The sequence below is a fragment of the Gammaproteobacteria bacterium genome (genome assembly GCA_029862005.1).
In the GTDB taxonomy this organism is placed as follows: Bacteria; Pseudomonadota; Gammaproteobacteria.
Map to the genome: position 1 here is coordinate 17173 of JAOTYD010000004.1, position 18612 is coordinate 35784.

19 protein-coding genes are annotated in these 18612 nt (G+C 54.2%); 12 read left to right on the forward strand and 7 right to left on the reverse strand.

The annotated features are described in order from the left end of the window. The first annotated feature begins 5 nt into the window (after positions 1-5). Both panB and panC read left to right on the forward strand, forming a co-directional pair. Positions 6-824 (forward strand): 3-methyl-2-oxobutanoate hydroxymethyltransferase, encoded by an 819-nt coding sequence (gene panB / locus OES20_04030; GenBank protein ID MDH3633854.1) that lies wholly within the window; start codon positions 6-8, stop codon positions 822-824. Positions 825-833: 9 nt separating this feature from the next. After that, the gene (panC, locus tag OES20_04035; protein ID MDH3633855.1) at positions 834-1685 is read left to right on the forward strand and encodes a pantoate--beta-alanine ligase; all 852 of its coding nucleotides are present in this window, start codon (positions 834-836) and stop codon (positions 1683-1685) included. 5 nt (positions 1686-1690) lie between these two features. Here the strand turns inward: panC and OES20_04040 are convergent, their stop codons facing one another. Next, entirely contained in the window at positions 1691-2665 is a 975-nt protein-coding gene (locus OES20_04040) for a YafY family transcriptional regulator (protein MDH3633856.1), read from the reverse strand. 82 nt (positions 2666-2747) lie between these two features. On the opposite strand from OES20_04040, the gene OES20_04045 reads away from it, so the two are divergent. After that, positions 2748-3266: a hypothetical protein gene (locus tag OES20_04045; protein ID MDH3633857.1), complete on the forward strand. Its 519-nt coding sequence runs from the start codon at positions 2748-2750 to the stop codon at positions 3264-3266. A gap of 53 nt (positions 3267-3319) precedes the next feature. Here OES20_04045 and lgt read toward each other — a convergent pair whose 3' ends face one another. Continuing rightward, positions 3320-4303 carry a prolipoprotein diacylglyceryl transferase gene (gene lgt / locus OES20_04050; protein MDH3633858.1) on the reverse strand — a complete coding sequence of 328 codons (984 nt, stop codon included), beginning with the start codon at positions 4301-4303 and terminating at the stop codon, positions 3320-3322. A gap of 119 nt (positions 4304-4422) precedes the next feature. Here lgt and OES20_04055 point away from each other — a divergent pair, with 119 nt between their 5' ends. Further along, a complete protein-coding gene (locus OES20_04055) occupies positions 4423-6054 on the forward strand; it encodes a hypothetical protein (GenBank protein MDH3633859.1) in 1632 nt (543 codons plus the stop codon). A 42-nt stretch (positions 6055-6096) separates the two neighbouring features. Continuing rightward, on the forward strand, positions 6097-6741 hold the full coding sequence (locus tag OES20_04060) for a HupE/UreJ family protein (GenBank protein MDH3633860.1): 645 nt from the start codon (positions 6097-6099) through the stop codon (positions 6739-6741). On the opposite strand, the gene OES20_04065 is transcribed toward OES20_04060, so the two are convergent. From OES20_04065 to nthA, 3 genes are read right to left on the reverse strand one after another with little or no spacing between them, the layout of a single operon-like run. After that, the gene (locus OES20_04065) at positions 6738-7103 is read right to left on the reverse strand and encodes a nitrile hydratase accessory protein (protein ID MDH3633861.1); all 366 of its coding nucleotides are present in this window, start codon (positions 7101-7103) and stop codon (positions 6738-6740) included. The two genes, OES20_04060 and OES20_04065, sit on opposite strands and share 4 nt — an antisense overlap. 2 nt (positions 7104-7105) lie before the next feature. Then, complete coding sequence (gene nthB / locus OES20_04070; protein ID MDH3633862.1) at positions 7106-7771, reverse strand: nitrile hydratase subunit beta; 666 nt, start codon at positions 7769-7771, stop codon at positions 7106-7108. Beyond that, positions 7771-8421: a nitrile hydratase subunit alpha gene (nthA, locus tag OES20_04075; protein MDH3633863.1), complete on the reverse strand. Its 651-nt coding sequence runs from the start codon at positions 8419-8421 to the stop codon at positions 7771-7773. The genes nthB and nthA overlap by 1 nt, the downstream gene beginning before the upstream one ends. A gap of 225 nt (positions 8422-8646) precedes the next feature. Here nthA and OES20_04080 point away from each other — a divergent pair, with 225 nt between their 5' ends. After that, entirely contained in the window at positions 8647-9534 is an 888-nt protein-coding gene (locus OES20_04080) for a DMT family transporter (protein MDH3633864.1), read from the forward strand. Positions 9535-9667: 133 nt separating this feature from the next. Here OES20_04080 and fghA read toward each other — a convergent pair whose 3' ends face one another. Together fghA and OES20_04090 are read right to left on the reverse strand one after the other, a co-directional pair. Further along, positions 9668-10504 carry an S-formylglutathione hydrolase gene (fghA, locus tag OES20_04085; protein MDH3633865.1) on the reverse strand — a complete coding sequence of 279 codons (837 nt, stop codon included), beginning with the start codon at positions 10502-10504 and terminating at the stop codon, positions 9668-9670. Positions 10505-10516: 12 nt separating this feature from the next. Continuing rightward, a complete protein-coding gene (locus tag OES20_04090) occupies positions 10517-11632 on the reverse strand; it encodes an S-(hydroxymethyl)glutathione dehydrogenase/class III alcohol dehydrogenase (protein MDH3633866.1) in 1116 nt (371 codons plus the stop codon). Positions 11633-11794: 162 nt separating this feature from the next. Here OES20_04090 and OES20_04095 point away from each other — a divergent pair, with 162 nt between their 5' ends. The 6 genes from OES20_04095 to folA all read left to right on the forward strand — a co-directional run bounded on the left by OES20_04095 (position 11795) and on the right by folA (position 18612). Further along, a complete protein-coding gene (locus tag OES20_04095; GenBank protein ID MDH3633867.1) occupies positions 11795-12763 on the forward strand; it encodes a DUF3179 domain-containing protein in 969 nt (322 codons plus the stop codon). 129 nt (positions 12764-12892) lie between these two features. Continuing rightward, complete coding sequence (locus OES20_04100) at positions 12893-15076, forward strand: LPS-assembly protein LptD (GenBank protein MDH3633868.1); 2184 nt, start codon at positions 12893-12895, stop codon at positions 15074-15076. A 16-nt stretch (positions 15077-15092) separates the two neighbouring features. Next, positions 15093-16382, forward strand: a complete 1290-nt coding sequence (locus OES20_04105; protein MDH3633869.1) for a peptidylprolyl isomerase — start codon at positions 15093-15095, stop codon at positions 16380-16382. Continuing rightward, positions 16375-17367 (forward strand): 4-hydroxythreonine-4-phosphate dehydrogenase PdxA, encoded by a 993-nt coding sequence (gene pdxA / locus OES20_04110; protein MDH3633870.1) that lies wholly within the window; start codon positions 16375-16377, stop codon positions 17365-17367. The genes OES20_04105 and pdxA overlap by 8 nt, the downstream gene beginning before the upstream one ends. Continuing rightward, a complete protein-coding gene (rsmA, locus tag OES20_04115) occupies positions 17351-18124 on the forward strand; it encodes a 16S rRNA (adenine(1518)-N(6)/adenine(1519)-N(6))-dimethyltransferase RsmA (protein ID MDH3633871.1) in 774 nt (257 codons plus the stop codon). Before pdxA ends, rsmA begins: the two co-directional genes overlap by 17 nt. Beyond that, on the forward strand, positions 18121-18612 hold the full coding sequence (folA, locus tag OES20_04120; GenBank protein MDH3633872.1) for a type 3 dihydrofolate reductase: 492 nt from the start codon (positions 18121-18123) through the stop codon (positions 18610-18612). Before rsmA ends, folA begins: the two co-directional genes overlap by 4 nt.

An 18612-nucleotide genomic window follows, 5' to 3' on the forward strand; every position in this document is an offset into this window, starting at 1 on the left:
GCATCATGTATACCCCTAAACCACTCGAAGACAGGATCACGATACCGCACCTGAAACAGCTCAAACAACAAGGTGAGAAGTTTGCCTGCCTGACCGCTTATGACTACAGTTTTGCGCGCCTGCTCGAGGAATGTGGAGTCGAGGTCGTGCTGGTGGGGGATTCACTGGGGATGGTGATCCAGGGCCACGAGACGACCATTCCGGTAACGCTGGATGATATCAAGTATCACGGCAAGGCGGTCGCCGCCGGGTTACAGAACGCGATGCTGATGCTCGACATGCCGTTCGGCTCGCTCAACTCGCCGCAACAGGCGCTCGATCACGCCAGCGAATTGATCAAGCAAACCGAGGCCCAGGTGGTCAAGCTCGAGGGCTGGGAATCGCAACTCCCGATCGTCGAAAACCTGGCCCACTTCGGGATCGCCACCTGTGCACACCTCGGGCTGCAGCCGCAAATGGTGCACAAGATGGGTGGTTATCGCGTGCAGGGCAAGGCCGAGGGTGCGGCGGCACAAATGCTTGCCACCGCGGTCGATCTGCAGGGCGCAGGTGCCGATATCCTGCTGCTCGAATGCGTTCCTGCCACCCTTGCAGCCGAAATTACTGCTACGCTCGAAATCCCGGTGATCGGGATCGGCGCTGGCACCGATGTCGATGGACAAATCCTGGTACTGCAGGATGTGCTCAACGTAACCGCGGGTAAAAAGCCCCGCTTCTCCAAGAATTTCATGCAGGATCAGTCCAGCATCCAGGAGGCGATCGCGTGTTATGTCGGCGAGGTCAAAAACGGCAAGTTCCCGGACGAGTCCCACAGCTTCACCTGAGATACGCGCATGTACCAGGCCACCAGCGTCACCGAATTGCAGCAATATGTACAGCACTGGAAAGATCACGACCAGTCGATCGCTTTCATTCCGACCATGGGCAACCTGCATGCCGGGCACATGTCCCTGATCGAAAAAGGCCAGTCACTCTGCGATCGCAGCATCTGCAGCATTTTCGTCAACCCGATGCAATTCGGACCAAACGAGGACTGGGACCACTATCCGCGAAGCCTCGACCAGGACCTTGAATTGCTCAAGGCGATCGGTTGCGACCTGGTTTACCTGCCAACCGCGTCGGAACTCTACCCCGACGGGCTCGACAAGATCAGCCAGGTCCAGGTTACCGACCTGACCGATCACTACGAGGGTGCGCACCGGCCGGGGCATTTTACCGGGGTTGCGACCGTGGTGCTGAAGCTGTTCAACATTGTCAAGCCCGATGTGTCGGTGTTCGGCAAGAAAGATTTCCAGCAATACCGCGTTATCAGCAAGATGGTCGATGATTTCAACATTGACGTGCAGATTATCGGTCAGGAAACCACGCGCGAGGCCTCGGGGCTTGCGACCAGCTCGCGCAACCAGTACCTGGACGAGGCGCAAATTGAAAAAGCCGCGCTGATTTTCAAGACCCTGCAGCAGACCGCGCAGCAGATCGACGCGGGTGAACGCGATTTCGTAAAACTGCAGGAGACGGCGATTTCCATTCTCGACAAGGCCGGTTTCAAAATCGATTACTTTACCATCTGTAACGCCGAAACCCTGCTACCGGCAACGCCGGAGGATCGGGACCTGGTAATCCTCGTGACCGCGGCTCTGGGTCAAACGCGTCTGCTCGACAATATCGAACTCTCGCTCTGGTAGCCGTCTCAGGCTTCGGCGTAGAGCGCCTGCATCGCAACGATGCGCTGTTTTACCCGCGCCTTCAATTCGGGCGGTGCCAGCACCTCGACCTCGGCCCCGTGTTTTAAAATATCCATCACCAGTTCGGTATCCTGGCTATAGGGCAGGCGCAAAATATAATACCCTTCACCATCGAATTCGCTCTGCTGGTCCGGGTGCCAGGTTTCACGTGAGACCCAGCGCGCCAACTGCGGGCTGAAGCGCAGCACTGCCTCGCGGGTTCTGGCACCGGAGAAAATGCCGTAACCACTCTCCAGTTCGCGGTTGAGCTCAGTCTCGTCGACCTCGATTGACGGCTCGCCGGTAATCTGCAGCACCTGGATGGCATCGATCGAAAAACTGCGTAAACCGCTCCGTAAATGACACCAGGCATCGAGATACCAGTTGTCACGATAGTAGATCAGTCGTTGCGGTGACACACGTCGCTCGCTGCTGCTGTCAGCAGGCCGGCTATAGTAGGTCATATCGACGCATTTTCTCGACAGCAACGCCTGGCACAGAACCTGGAAATTCTCGCTGCGATACGCTTTCGCGGCCAGCGGGATAATGCGGATACGGTGCGAGATTTCGTCGACACTGTGATCACCGTCATCGAGCAGCATGCGAATACGTGAGCGCAAGGGCTCGATGTGATTTGACAACACCCCGGGCTGCAGGTTTTCGAGCAATGCATCCATGGTCAGCAATGCCTGGATCTCGCTGGTATTGAACCATAAACCGGGCAGTTGAAACTGGGCATCTCCGTCACCCTGTTCATAGCAATAGCCGCGTCGCTCGCGATCCCAGACGATGGGTGCCGCAAGCCGGTCGCGCAGGTACTCGAGGTCACGTTTGAAAGTTGCGGGCGATACCTCGAGCGCATCGAGAAACTGGCTGCGAGTGACCACGCGCTGGTTGCACAACATCTGGTCAATCAGGTGAAAACGTTCGGTTCGGTCCATAGATAATACCCTTTTTCTTGCTGGCTCACCTTATGAGCCACATGCTTCTGGATAATACCACGATCGGAAAAAGGAAAACGAAATGCCCTGGTTAAAATTTTTACTGTATCGACTGTCGGCCTATTGTCGTTGCCGCGTCATAAACGGACCCGACGACCAACCCTACCTCGAGCGCTACCACTTGCTGCGACTGCCGCTGGGATACCAGGTATATCTGCATCGCTTCGTTGCCAGTGATCCAGGCCGGGGGCTACATAATCACCCCTGGAAACGCGCGATCTCACTTGTCCTGAGTGGTGGCTACGAGGAGACACGCATGCTCGACGCGAAAGCAGGCAATGCCTTGCAGAGCCGCTGGCTGCATGCTGGATGTTTCAATTTAATCTCGGGTGAAGTTTTTCATCGCGTCAATATCCCCGAGAATTCCGAGTGCTGGAGCCTGTTTATCCACGCGCCCAAAGCCAAGGCCTGGGGTTTTATCCAGCAGCAGGAATACCGCGATCATAACGAAATCATCGCCCAGGCCAGCAACCCGCTGTGGTGGAAGCAGGCGCAGCGCCCGATTCAATGTCCGCAGATGCGCCTGCCCTGTTCGATCTGACAACGCCTGGATTTGCGGTAGACAGCTCGCCAACCTCAGACCAGATCCTGCCGCTAGTCTGTCGAACCTGCGGGTATTTCCGGATAGATCTTCGAATGGGCCATTCCAGGGTGACGATCGCCGTATCGTGCCGGTACATCCTGGGTCCAGTCGCTTGGAATTATGGTCGGCAGTATTAACAGTACGACGAACATCAGCTTTTTTATCAAAAGCCCACTCATGGATTCAGCACCCGGCGCCCGCCGATCGACATGAGGTGCGTTCGCTTGTGACGGCTCTTTTTCCCGGCGGTAACACCAGACTAACAGTCCGATTCCTATTATGGTCATCAGGATATTGAATTCCTGTCCCGGCGGAAGACCGTACAAACTGGAGCGATACTCGCGAAAGAAATCGATAAAAATACGCAGAAAGCCATACCATAAAATAAAGTGACCGACCAATACCCCGCGCGGAGGATTCGTTTTTTTGATGAGCAGCAACAAGGGCACCAGCAGCAGGTTTTTTAGCCCGTCATAGAGTACCACCGGATGTCGAAAGCCGTTTAGATCGGGAAACTTGACTCCCCATGGCATGTCGGTGAGGCTGCCTACGATTTGTCCATCGATGAAGTTTCCGATGCGACCAAACGCCATGATGAATGCCGCCGCAATCGCCAGCACATCGGCAACCTCGAGAAAATTTCGACGATGCAGTTTGCAGAATAAAATCACGGCGATGGTTGCGCCGAGCAGGATACCGTGGGTCGACATCCCGCCCAGCCAGATTGCGGGTATGTGCGCAAGATGCGAACCGTAATAAGCCCATTCGTAAAAAATGACTTCGACCGCACGGCCGCCAAGCAGCACGCCGAAGGCAATATATATGATCAGCCTGAAGACATCATCCATGTCAAACGCGAGGACTGTTCGATTGGCGCGCAGCCAGATAAAACCGACCAGGAATCCAAGACTGTAACTGGCGCCGTACCACCAGAGGTAAAATCCTCCAACCTCGGCAAATATCGGGTCGATATCGTGAATGAAGGGACCTGACATTGATTCAACCTGTACCCTATTTTGCTTAACTTTAAGCCGGTTTCAGCCTGTTTAGTTGATTTGCGTCGGATTTTTAGCATGTGATAATAGGTTTCGGCTTCATTCAACGCGTGGAATTTATGACCGATAATCCGGTTTGGCGCTGGTTCGACAACACCTTTCTTGATCTTGGGCGGCAGTTCCGCTGGTCTTACCTGCCCCCATTGATGGTATACCTGGCGGCTGGCGTTTCGGGCCTGACCTCGATCGTCGGGACATTTTTCATCAAGGAGTATCTCGACCTGTCCGCGGCCTTTCTCGCCGGACTGGCGTTCTGGGCGGGTATTCCATGGACTTTAAAAATGCCAATCGGTCACCTGGTTGACCTGATCTGGCGACGCAAGGCCTTGCTGGTTTACATCGGCGCCAGCCTGATTGCGCTCAGTATTTTAATCATGTATGGCATCATCGCGCATACGGCGACGATGGCCGAGTTCATCAAAGTCGAAGCCTGGTTCGTCATTGCAACCATCCTGGCGCCGACCGGTTACGTGGTGCAGGACGTGGTCGCGGACGCGATGACGGTGGAAGCCGTGCCGACGATAGACGAAGACGGTAACGCTTACCCGGAAAGCGATATCAAGACCATGCACACCACGATGCAGACCCTCGGCCGGGTCGCGATCATCGGCGGTCTGATTGCGGTCGCCGCATTGAACATCACGATGTTCGAGGGCGTGGAGAACATGTCAGAAGAAATGAAGGTCGAGATCTACGCGGATATCTACCTACTGGCTTTGATCATTCCCATCATATCGATTATGGGTGTTATCCTCGGCAGGATACTGTTGCGCCAGCGCGCACGACAGTTGGAAGCACAAGGCCACGACCATACCAGCATCGATAAATTACTGTTCGCCCCTGCCGGTGAGACCCGGCCCAACTGGTGGATTCTCGGCGGCAGCCTGGTTTTTGCCGTGTTCACAGTCAGCATGGGCGTCAGCGAAATCCCGTTCGCACAGGAGATAATATTCATCGGTTCGATGACAATCGTCCTGTTCCTGATGTATCGATTGCTGCTTGAACTCAAACCCGAGCAGCGCAACATGCTGATCGGCACCGCGGTGATTATTTTCGTATTTCGCGCGGTCCCTCTTCCCGGCCCAGGAGCCGGATGGTTTGAAATCGATGTACTCGATTTTGACCAGCAATTTTTCTCGGTACTGTCGCTGATCGCGTCCATGCTCACGCTGGTCGGAATGGTAGTGTTGCGCCCAATGATGGCAAAGCGTTCGATCGCCTATGTTGTCGTCCTGCTGACCATCGCCGCGGGCATCCTGTCGCTTCCGAATATCGGACTTTACTATGGCGTACACGAATGGACCGCTGCACGAACCGGAGGTGTGGTCGATGCTCGCTTTATCGCCATTATCGATACTGCAATCGAATCACCGCTCGGCCAGATAGCCATGATCCCGATGCTGGCCTGGATTGCCAAGAACGCACCCGCACACCTGAAAGCCACATTTTTCGCGGTCATGGCATCATTCACCAACCTGGCGCTTTCGGCGGCAAGCCTTGGAACCCGGTACATGAACGAAATTTATACCATCACGCGCGAGGTTCGCGACCGCGTGACTGATGCGATTCAGACCACGGCCGACTATAGCGAACTCGGGTGGCTCCTGATCGTCGTGGCATCGATCGGCGTCATTGCTCCGTTGCTGACGGTGCTGTTGGTTCAGCACTCGCCGCTGCGCACCCAACAATAAACGGCCTAAAATTTGCAATAATTGAGCCGGGGAGGAACTTCAATGCAAAAAATGATCGTCACGGGGAGCCTGTTGCTGCTTGCCACACAAGCGCTGGCCCACCACCCGCTTGCCGGCATGCCGATGGAATCCTTCACAGATGGATTTCTGTCCGGTGTCGGACATCCCCTACTCGGATTTGACCATTTATTCTTTGTCATGCTGGTCGGGATCGCAGCGATACTTACAGGCCGACGATTGCTCGCCCCGCTGGCCTACATCCTTACCATGCTCGTCGGTTGCGTGGTGACCGCGCTATGGGCCCCGGTGCCGGCGACGGAATTGATGATAGCATTATCGCTGCTGGTGCTCGGCTCAATGTTGCTGAGCGGACATCGATTTGGTCTATCGACGGTTCTGATCGCCTTTGCCGGTTTCGGGCTATTTCACGGCGCTGCTTTCGGGGAATCACTTGCGACCCAGGAAGCGGGATTTGGCCTCCAGGTGTTAACGGGCTACCTGCTGGGTCTCGGTCTCACCCAGCTTGCAGTTGCGGTTGCCACGGGCCTGTTTTGCATGATGCTATGGAAGGTCTCGCACCCACGAGCACTGCAGCCGCGCCTGGCAGGCGCCATGGTGGCCGGGATCGGCCTCTACCTGACGCTGGAACATTTCGAGGATTCGTTAATACGCGTTATTTCGAGTTAGGCCCGTGGGTCAGTTTTGAGTTTTACCGGTTGCCCGTGAGGGGTCGACAGGTAGGCCTGTTCCCAGTCTTCGCGTTTACCCGACATTGCCTGCTGATCGATTTCACTATGCTCTGCCACCAGCCGCTCGAGCGCGATCAAAACACACTGATAGTAGGTTGACTGGTCATCGGTAGCGGCGCCGGATTGAGCCTGCGTTAAAGCCGCCCCAAGGGCGTCAGACCAGGCGCTTGCACTGAACATCCCGTATTGCACCAGGGTATCGGCAATCGCCAGGGCTTCAGCCTGCCACGGTTCATCGAACGCCGGTTGCCCGTCGACGCTGGCGAGAGGTTTCAGTAATGTCGATTTCGAATCACCCATCGTCAGGCCTCGACCAGATAATTTTCCCAGAGATCGAGGAAGACTTTATCCTGGCTCCACTTCGCTTCCGGCCAGAGCTCCGACGCCTCGAACATGACGCTATAGCAGTGCTGGTGAATTTCCTCGCCTTGCGCTGACAGGTCCGGAAACACGTGCGCACCGTGGTAAGCGTGCACCGTTCCCCGCCGGTCCCTCGCATACTGTGGCAAGCGGGTGTGACCGCTGTTTCCATGGCGGGAAGTCATCACCTGCTGCCCGACGGCAAACAAAGGCGGAGTTTCGATTTCGTCATCGAAGCGAACGGCATGGGCATGATCTTCCTGCAGTACCTGCTGTAGCGTCATCGCCGCTGCCGGCTCGCTGTAATCAGATTCTTTGGTGATTGATTTGCCAGCATTTATTTCCTCCAGCGAAATCCATCCCGCCTCGATATAAGTCGAGAAATCGGTCTGCGCCCAGGAATCGAAATACGGCCGGCCGAGGTAGTCGTCGGGCATAATCAGTTCACGGCAATGCCGCCACCAGTCAATGGTAATACCCGGGGTTCGCGCACATTGTGCAATTCCCCACTCTCGACCTTCCCAGTCTTCGTGAAAAGGTCTTTCATCATCATCGACATCGATTGGGCCATAGCCCTGCTTACCGCCCAGATCATGAATGCCATCCATTAGCTGCCACCCTCGATCTTTACACCCAATTCCCGGTCAGTGCCAATCATCGAATTGCGCGATACCAGCGCAGCCAGTTCATCCTCGCTCATATCCTCGGTACCCGGGGGGCGCTGCGGTAATACCAGGTAGCGCAGCTCCGCGGTGCTGTCCCAGACGTGAATCTCGACATCGACGTCGATATCGACACCAAACTCTAGCAGCACTCCGCGCGGATCCCGCACCGCCCGGGAGCGATAAGCCGCCACCTTGTACCACGGGGGCGCGATGCCCAGTATCGAGAATGGATAACAGGAGCACAGCGTGCACACCACCAGGTTGTGAACCTCATCGGTATTTTCAACCACTTTCAAATGCGCGGTCGCTTTACCGAGAAATCCAAGCTCATCGATCGCGGCGGGCGCATCGCGCAGCAGCCGGGCCTTGTATTCCGGGTCGCACCAGGCTTTTGCCACAACCCGGGCGCCGCGCCTGGGACCGATTTCCTCGGTATAGGCTTCGACCCAGGCGTCGATGGTTTGCGGATTGACCAGGCCCTTGTCCACCAGCAGCGTCTCCAGCGCCTTGACGCGCAGCGCCGATTCGGAAGGCAGATGACTATGCAGGTGCTGGTGGATTTCCGCTACTTTGCTGGCATCAAAATCTGTCATTACGACAGTTTACTGTATCTCGGAGTGAATTTTGAGTACCAGGTTCATCTGCCGGTGGTCTCTTGCGATCGCATCAATCGATGCAAACGGAATCGCGATGCCGTTGAATCGAGCCGGTAGTGCTGACATGCATTCGACTCGGTTGGATTAAACAGCATCACCACTGTCCCCGGGAGAATGGCTCGGTTACACTCGCCAGCTATTTTTCACCTCCAGATCCGGTTCGTGCTGACAACCATACGTCGCCCTACACCTTTCGATGTCTCGAAACTCCTGTTCGTCGGGGCAATCTGGGGTGGTGCATTCCTGTTCGTGTCGATTGCGCTGAATGATTTTGAGCCGGTCAGCATTGCGGCCTGGCGCGTTTCGCTGGGCGCCCTCGTGTTACTGGTTATCGCAGCTGTAATCGGCCAGCAGTTTCCGCGTGGATTGCACATCTGGCGTCTTATTTTTGTGGTTGGATTCCTCAACAGCGCGGTGCCATTCTTTTTGATCAGCTGGGGGCAGCAATTTATCAGCAGTGCCGAGTCCGCCATCCTGGTAGCGATGGGCACTTTTGTGTCCCTGCTACTGTCGCATTTCACCAGCCAGGACGAACGCATCAATATATCCCGCGTGATGGGTGTTGCCGTAGGTTTCGTCGGGGTTCTGGTACTGGTGTTCTGGGACCTGATCGAATCGGGCGCGGGAAACCTGTGGGGACAGATCGCAGTCATGACAGCAGGCTGCAGTTACGCGACTTCGGCGGTAATTGCTCGACGCCTGACGCATCTACCGATGATTTCAACCTCGGCCGTAACCATGACCGGTGCCAGCCTTTACCTGGTACCGCTGGCATTTCTGCTAGAAGATCCATTACCCGCTGAAGTCGCCAGTTCATCTGTTATCGCACTGGTCTACCTGGGCGTCATCGCGACTGCACTCGCATTCACGGTGCGCTTTTTCATCATTCGTGCCAACGGTGCCGTCTTCATGTCATTGGTAGGCTACCTGGTGCCCCTGTTTGGCGTTATCTGGAGTGGGCTGTATTTTGCCGACACAATCAATCTACAAACCGTGATTTCACTGTCGTTGATTATGCTCGGCATCGCAATTACGCGTCGAGGCAGTTGATGACCTGGATCCCACCGGACCGACGCATCGGGTCGAGCCGCGGGATGACAGGTATCTGCGTCATTACGGCGAAAGTCCGAATCCAGTCCAAACAATTGCGCGTGAAACGAGCGCCCAGTATACGGGACGATGGTTACTTCAGGAACTTTGCGTGGTAGTCGAAATGTTCTTCGATGAAGCTGGCGATAAAGTGATAGCTGTGATCATAGCCGGGCTGCATACGTATATTTACCGGCTGTCCCACGGCGTCGCAAGCTGCCTGGAAATTATCGGGTAACAGCTGCCCCTCGTGCAGGAATTCATCGGCATCCCCCTGGTCAATCAGGATATCGCTAACCCGCGCTCCACTTTGCACCAGGCAGGTTGCGTCGTAATTTTCCCAGGCCGAGGTATCGTCGCCCAGGTAAGCCCCGAAACAACCCTTTCCCCAGCCGCAGTAAACCGGATTTGCGATCGGTGCAAAGGCTGACACCGAGCGAAACTCGGCCGGGTTTTTTAGTGCGCATATCAGGGCACCGTGTCCACCCATGGAATGCCCGGTGACTGACTTGACACCGGGTATCAATGGCAAATTGGCTTCGATCAGGGCCGGTAATTCATGCGTCACATAAGCATACATCTGGTAGTGCGGCGACCAGGGGCCTTGCGTTGCGTTGACATAAAAACCGGCGCCCTGCCCAAGATCGTAGCGTTCGGGTTCGTCGGCAACATCATCGCCGCGCGGACTGGTGTCGGGGAACACGATAGCAATGCCGTGTTGTGCGGCAAAACGCTGGAATCCTCCCTTGGTGCGTGCATTGTCATCGGTGCAGGTTAGTCCCGAAAGCCAGTAAAGCGCCGGTACTTTTTCGTCCCGCGATTTCGGCGGCAGGTAAACCGAGAATATCATCTCGCACTGGCAGCTGCTCGATGAGTGGGTATAGCGGTTCAGGTAACCGCCGCTCTCCTTAATACTTTCAATTTCTTTCATGTCGAGCGAGCATCAAAACAGGATTACGGATTTAATGCTTTTACCTTCATGCATCAGATCGAAAGCGGTATTGATTTCCTCCAATGGCATGGTATGGGTCACCAGGCTGTCGAGCTCGATGGTGCCGTCCATGTACTGATCGACCATACCCGGCAACTCGGTGCGTCCCTTGACACCGCCGAATGCAGTTCCAATCCAGCGCCGTCCGACAACCAGGTTAAAGGGCCGCGTCCTGATTTCTTCGCCGGCACCGGCAACGCCAATAATGGTTGAAGTCCCCCAGCCCATATGCGTGCATTCGAGCGCATCGCGCATGACGTTGACGTTACCGATACACTCGAAGGAATAATCGACGCCGCCACCGGTTATTTCCTGGATGTACTCGGGTAAAGAACCATCCACCTCTTTTGGATTGATAAAATCAGTAGCGCCGAGCGACTTTGCCATTTCCCATTTTTCAGGATTGATATCAACCGCAATGATGCGCTCGGCCTTTGCCATCATTGCACCCTGTACCGCCGACAGGCCGACCGTACCGAGACCAAACACCGCTACCGACGAGCCGGGTTGCACCTTTGCCGTATTCAGTACCGCACCGATGCCGGTCGTGACGCCACAACCCAGCAGGCAGGCCTTGTCGAGCGGTGCTGCCTTGTTGATCCTGGCGAGTGCTATTTCGGGCACCACGGTATACTCGGAAAAAGTTGAACACCCCATGTAGTGGTAAAGGTCTTTGCCATTTTGTGAAAAACGGCGGGTACCGTCTGGCATGAAACCGGTCCATACGGTGCCGGCAATCGACTGGCACAGGTTGGTTTTATCCGAGCTGCAGTAGGTGCAACCCGGCTCACCGCATTCGGGAATGTAAAGCGGGATAACATGATCGCCTGCTTTCAAATTCTTAACTCCGGGACCGCACTCCATGACCTCGCAGCCACCCTCATGGCCCAGAATTGCCGGAAATGCGCCTTCCGGATCCTCACCCGAGAGTGTGAACGCGTCAGTATGACAGACACCGCTCGCGTGCACCTTGAGCAGGACTTCGCCCTCGCGCGGGCCTTCGACTTCAACTTCTTCTAATTCAAGTGGTTTTTTCGGTTCCCACGCGACCGCGGCTCTCGATTTCATGGTTGCTCCTCAGGTTTTATTAAGGTTATATACCAATCGCAGCCTAATTTAGAATGCCCGGGCTAGTCAAGATACTGCAATTTCGACCATGACGGGTAAAATAACTGAATTATTCGCGTAATTCCGACTCGAATATCTATCGGCCAAGACCAGGAGACTGACATGCGCTTAATGCCGTCAAAGAAGACCAGGATACTGGCACTCGTCGGAATATTACTGGGAGTCGTGGTGTATAAGTTTGCCATTTCCGCCGGTCCCTCGAACGGTTTTGATTTGTCAAATGCCACGTTGCCACGAGACGAGATCTTGCACGGTGGACCGCCACGCGATGGCATCCCTGCATTATCCGATCCGAAGCTGATCGCGGCGCTGGATGCGGAATACCTTGAACCCACCGACCGGGTTGTCGGAATTACCCTGAAAAACCAGTCACGTGCTTACCCGATCGCCATTCTGAACTGGCACGAAATTGTCAACGATGAAATTGATGGTCAACGATTCGCGATCACTTACTGTCCGCTATGTGGAACCGCGGTTGCGTTCGATGCAACCATCGACGGCCAACCAACCGATTTCGGGGTTTCAGGATTACTCTACAACAGTGACGTCCTGTTATACGACCGCGATACCGAATCGCTGTGGTCCCAGATACTGGGAAAATCCGTATCGGGTAAACGGGTTGGCAAATCGCTCACCGCCATACCCATCAGCCACACGACCTGGCGAGACTGGCTCGAACAGCATCCGGAGACGATGGTGCTGTCCGACGACACCGGATTCTCCCGTGATTATCAGCGCGATCCCTACGCCGGCTACGAGGAGTCCAGGTACACTTACTTTGCAGTCAACAACGAGGCACCGGATTACTACCATCCCAAGGAAATCGTGGTTGGACTCGGTGTCGACGGGGTCTACAAGGCCTATCCATTCGTTGAACTCGACAAGCAGGGTAAATCCCAGTTCAGCGATACCGTCAATGGCAAGCGCTTCAACTTCGACTGGGATACGGCAAATCGCAGTATCACTGTCACCAATGCCGATGGCCAGGCGATCGCAAGTATCCAGGGCTTCTGGTTCGCCTGGTTCGCGTTTCATCCCGATACCGAGATCTTCAAGGCCGCAGGCTCGTAAAACCAAAATTATCTTCTTTAGAAGATAGCCACCTCGGTGAGACCTGTCAGTCGATTCCCGCAAATTTGTTAAGCTGGGATTAACCGGGACCGGATAATGTGACAGAATGTAATTATTTTCTGGTTCAACTTGCTGCGCCCACATTACCTACTTATCGCAGGTTTGCTACCCGCGCTTTTCACCCGGCCCGGCTTATCGGCAGAAGACTGGGATCTTTGTCATATTCCGTCGTTCAGTTATCTACCTGCCGAAACCACATCATCCGATGAAACCCTGATTGAGGCGCAAAGTGTCGTCGGCGAAGACAGCGATTTGATCCGGCTCACGGGCGATGTCAGCATCACCCGCGCACAACAGAAAATAAGCGCAAATGAAATGCTGTTCAACAAGGCAACCGAGCAAATCAGCGCCACTGGAGAAGTGGAATTTGCAGACCCAAACTATCGCCTGCGAAGCTCAAGTGTTCAAATCGATAATCAGAATGATCGCGCTACGTTTGCCCAGCCGGAATTCGAGTTAACGGGTCGCCACGCGCGCGGAGAAGCTCACAAAATAGAGAAGCTAGACCGCTATCGCAGCCGATTCACCAAACTTACCTACACTTCCTGTGACCCAAATGACCGCGACTGGCACCTGCGCGCGACTGAATTGGAGATCGACGACGAAAGCGGTCGCGGCAGTGCGACACACACCTTGATCTATTTTCAAGAGGTTCCCTTTCTGTATTTGCCATACTTCCAGTTCCCAATTGACGATCGCCGTATGTCGGGCATTCTCGCTCCAACAATCGGCTACGACGAAACCAATGGTACCAACCTTGTCGTTCCCATTTACTGGAATATCGCGCCGAATTACGACATGACCATTACCCCTGCCTCGTGGGGAAAACTCGGGTTGCAGCTCAATACGGAAAACCGTTACCTGTTTGAATCCAATTGGGGGGAGCTGGATTTGTCCTATCTCGATGATGAAGAACTCGACAGGTCACGCTGGTTCCAAAAATGGCAACATCAATCGAAATTTGGTTATGACGTCAACGCAGAGTTACTGCTGGCCGAGGTTTCAGATAAAGACTTTTTCGATGATTTCGCGAGTATCGCGCCCGAGTACAAAGACGTCCTGCACCTGGAACGCCACGTTAGCTTCGCGCGCGCCGGCGAGGTCTGGAACACCAAATTACTGTGGCAGGATTACCAGACGATCGACGAAACTACCGCGATCGTGAGTCGCCCTTATCGTCGCTTGCCGAGCCTCACCCTTAGCGCGCAACCTGAACTTTGGATCGAGGACCTGCAAACGCCCATCGATATCGAAATCACGCGCTTCGATCGAGATGAAAACGTTATCGGTACCCGTAGCCATATCGTCACTTCACTTATCTGGGACTCCTCACAAAGCTGGTATTTCTTTAAGCCCGAGTTACAGCTCGCGTTCACCGATTATCAACTCGACGATAATCCTGGTGATGACGCGATATACCGTGCCATACCGACCTTGAGCATTGACACGGGTCTGGTTTTTGAGCGGCTTGCAGGCTCTTCGAACCAGTGGCTGCAAACGCTCGAACCGAGGTTCTATGTTGTCCATACCCCTTTCGAAGACCAGAACGATATTCCTGATTTCGATACTTCTTTAAGCAGCAGCACCTATAGCAACCTTTTTAAAAACAACCGCTTCACTGGCGCGGATCGAATCGGGGACACCACCCAGGTAACCTTTGGTCTGGCGAGCCATATTTACGACACTGACAGCGGCGTCGAACTGTTGCATGCGCGCATCGGGCAGATTTTCTACTCCGAGGATCGCCGCGTCAGTCTTGATGGCAGTCGCGACGAGGATACCAAGTCCGATGCGATCGGTGAACTGGATATCTGGCCCAATCCCAGGATTAAAGTTTCGGCGCGTACGGTTTATGACCAGGACCAGAGCGAGCTTACCGAGAGAGACTTGTCGATTAACTATAGTCACGATGGGCTGGTCGCAAATTTTGGTTACTACTTTGATAACGAAGAACTCGAACAATCCCTGGTCTCGATAGTCTATCCAGTTAATGAACGCTGGACCCTGGTGGCTAAATATCATCAATCAATGCTATTTGACCGGCCGGTAGAGAAATTGTTAGGGATAAACTATGAATCCTGCTGCTGGGGCCTTAAAATACTCGCCGGCCAGACCGCGGATGTAGACGAGGATTTTGCAGAACCGGATAACAGTATTTACTTCGAGCTCACGCTCAAAGGTTTGAGCCAGGTGGGCCGGGATATTGACCTGCAGCTAACTGAAGCGATTCCCGGTTATCGCCCGGGCTTCTGATGAAGGTAGGTAAGAAATGAACATTTTTCGCATGATACTGGCCATCGGCATCTTGTTGCTTATGCAAACCGCCACAGCAGCACAGGTATCCCTGGATTCGATTGTCGCCATCGTCGATGAAAGCGTTATTACCGAGCGTGAGCTGAGGGACCGGATCGACCTGGTAAAAGACGACTTCGAGCGAGCCAATCGAAGCCTCCCCAGGTCCGACGTGCTGGAGCGACAGGTTCTCGAAGCCCTGATCAACGACTCGCTGTTGTTACAGGAAGCCAGTCGTCGCGGGATCAAGATCACCGACGGCCAGCTCAACCAGGCAATGCAACGCGTAGCACGCCAGAACAATATGAGCCTGTCCGACTTTCGGGACGCGGTTATCGCGGATGGACTGGATTATGACAAGTATCGCGAAACCGTTCGCCGAGAACTGACCCTGTCGACATTGAGACGCCAATACAGCCAGCGCAATGCAACGATCAGTGATGCCGAAGTCGACGATTTCATGAAACTGAGCGGGGAAGAAGGTGCTAGTTACGAGTATCGAATATCCCATATTCTTATCGCGTTGCCTGATGCGGCCTCCCCGGAGGAAGTTATCGATGCGCAGAAAATCGCCCAGGATATCCTGTCGGAACTCGATCGTGGAGCCCGGTTCGATCATCTCGCTAATACTTACTCTTCCGGGGACACTGCCCTGCAAGGGGGCGACCTGGGCTGGCGTAGGAAGGCCGAAATTCCAAGCCTGTTTACAATCCAGGTGCTGGCGATGGAGCCCGGCGGCCACGCGGGGCCGATTCGAAGCGCCAGCGGATTTCACATAGTTCATCTCAACGAACGGCGCAACCTTGAGCAAACCATAACCCAGCAGACACGCAGTCGACACATTTTAATCAAGCCCAATGAACTGGTTTCAGAGGATGAGGCACGTAATCGCCTGCTCGAGTTCCGCGACAGGATCCTGGCCGGGGAAGATTTTGCAAGACTCGCCAAACTCTACTCGGTTGATTACGGCTCGGGTGCCAATGGAGGCGATATCGGGTGGATGGACCCGGGTGCCACGGTCAGGGAATATGAAGCGGTAACCAAACAACTCAAAGAGGGTGAAATCAGTCAACCGACCCGCAGTCAATTTGGCTGGCACCTGATCGAAGTTACCGGCCGCCGCGAGGTTGATGAAACTGCACAAAACAAACGTCGTAAGATATATACGCAGTTACTCGAACAGAAACAGCGCGAAGTATTTGATCTCTGGAAACGTCGCTTAAAGGATGAAGCCTATATCGTCTATCCCAAGAAACCCGATGCATGAGACGCGGATTATAATCAGTTCTGGCGAACCTGCGGGAATCGGCCCGGATATCATTGCAAAAATTGACCCCGCGAATTTTGACGCGCAACTGGTGGTTATCGGTGATTCCGAAATGATGCAAATGCGGGCTGCCGCACTGGGATCAAAAATCAAGTTTGTCGATTATGATACCGGTACTTTTCCCGCTGACGCGATCGCGGTTATTGATCAACCCCTGGCGCAACCCTGCCAACCAGGACGACTTGATACCGCCAACGTAGCTTACGTGCTGCATCTCCTGGACACGGCCAGCAAGGCATGCCTCGACAATCGATTTGACGCCATGGTAACGGCGCCGGTTCAAAAGGAAATCATTAACCGCGCCGGAATCCCCTTTTCCGGACATACCGAGTATCTCGCCGAGATCTGCAGTTCACCGAGACCGGTGATGCTGCTGGTTGCCGAAGACCTGAAAGTAGCCCTGGTGACAACACATTTGCCGTTGCGCCAGGTCGCCGATGCAATCGACGAGGCCGCGATCAGGCAGGTTATCGAAATTCTCGATCATGATTTACAGCATCGCTTCGGTATTCAGCAACCGCACATCAAGGTAGCGGGCCTCAATCCCCATGCCGGAGAAAACGGGTTCCTCGGGCGCGAGGAAATCGAAATTATTATCCCTGCACTGGAAAGGCTAAAGTCGGAAGGGATAAACCTGAGCGGACCCTTCCCCGCTGATACACTGTTTACTCCTCATATGCTGATCGATGCAGATGCGATCGTGGCAATGTATCATGACCAGGGTCTACCGGTTCTGAAGCATATTGGCTTCCATAACGCCGTTAACACCACACTGGGATTGCCGATTATACGAACCTCGGTTGACCACGGGACCGCGCTCGATCTAGCTGGTACAACCGAGGCAAAACCCGACAGCCTCATTGCCGCAATTGATTCGGCAATTTTACAAGCACATTGCAAGCAGCAGCATGCCCCGGGCGCGTAAACGCTTCGGACAACATTTTCTGCATGATCAGAACGTCATCGAATCCATTCTGCATGCGATCGACCCGCAGCCGGGCGAAACCATAGTAGAGATAGGTCCCGGGCGCGGCGCGCTCACTTACCCATTGTTGCAGCGTTGTAAAACCCTGATTGCGATCGAACTCGATCGCGACCTGGTGCCCCTGTTAGAGAAACAGGCGTCAGCTTTCGGCAAGCTCGAAATCATTAACGAGGATATCCTTGAATTCGACCTGTTAACGATCCCGCACGAAGCTGGTTTGCGCCTGGTGGGCAATCTACCCTACAACATATCTACCCCGCTGATGTTTCATCTACTCGAGTCGGCCAATGCCATTCGAGACATGCATTTTATGGTGCAAAAGGAAGTTGCGTCGCGAATCGTTGCCAGTCCCGGTGACTCGAACTACGGCCGTCTTTCAGTAATGTTGCAGTACCAATGTGATTGCCAGCACCTGCTAGATGTTGCGCCAGGCTGCTTCAAGCCACCCCCGAAAGTGAATTCGGCCCTGATTCGCCTGCTACCCCTCAGCCACCCGCGACATGATGTTGGCGACTACGCGACTTTCTCAGGAATCGTGCAGTCGGCTTTTGGCCAGCGCAGGAAAACCATTTCAAATTCACTGAAAATGACACTGGATCGTGAAACCATTATAGCTTGTGGCATCGATCCGGGGTTGCGGGCCGAGAATCTTGCACTTTCCGATTTTGCCAAACTCAGTAGAGCCTGCACACCATGAAGATTCTTTCCCTGATCGTCGCGATGGACGAGAACCACCTGATCGGCCGTAACAACAGCTTGCCCTGGCACCTGCCAGCCGATCTCGCATATTTCAAGCGCACCACAATGGGGAAACCTGTTGTCATGGGGCGCAAGACTTTTGAATCAATCGGTAAACCACTCCCCGGGCGACGCAATATTGTTATTACACGAAATGCAGATTTTAATGCCCCGGGTTGTGAGATCGCCGACAGTATCGAGGCTGCAATGTCACTGGCCCATGACGATGACGAGGTCATGCTGATCGGGGGCGCAAGCCTGTACCAGCAAACCATCGAGCGGGCGACAAAACTCTATATCACTCGAATCCACCAGTCTTTCAACGGCGATACCTGGTTCCCGGAGTTTGATTTGAGCGATTGGAAAGAAGAGCATCGGGAAGACTTTGAAGCAGATCACAGTAATCTTTACGCGTATTCCTTTATTAAATATGTGCGGGAAATTTGA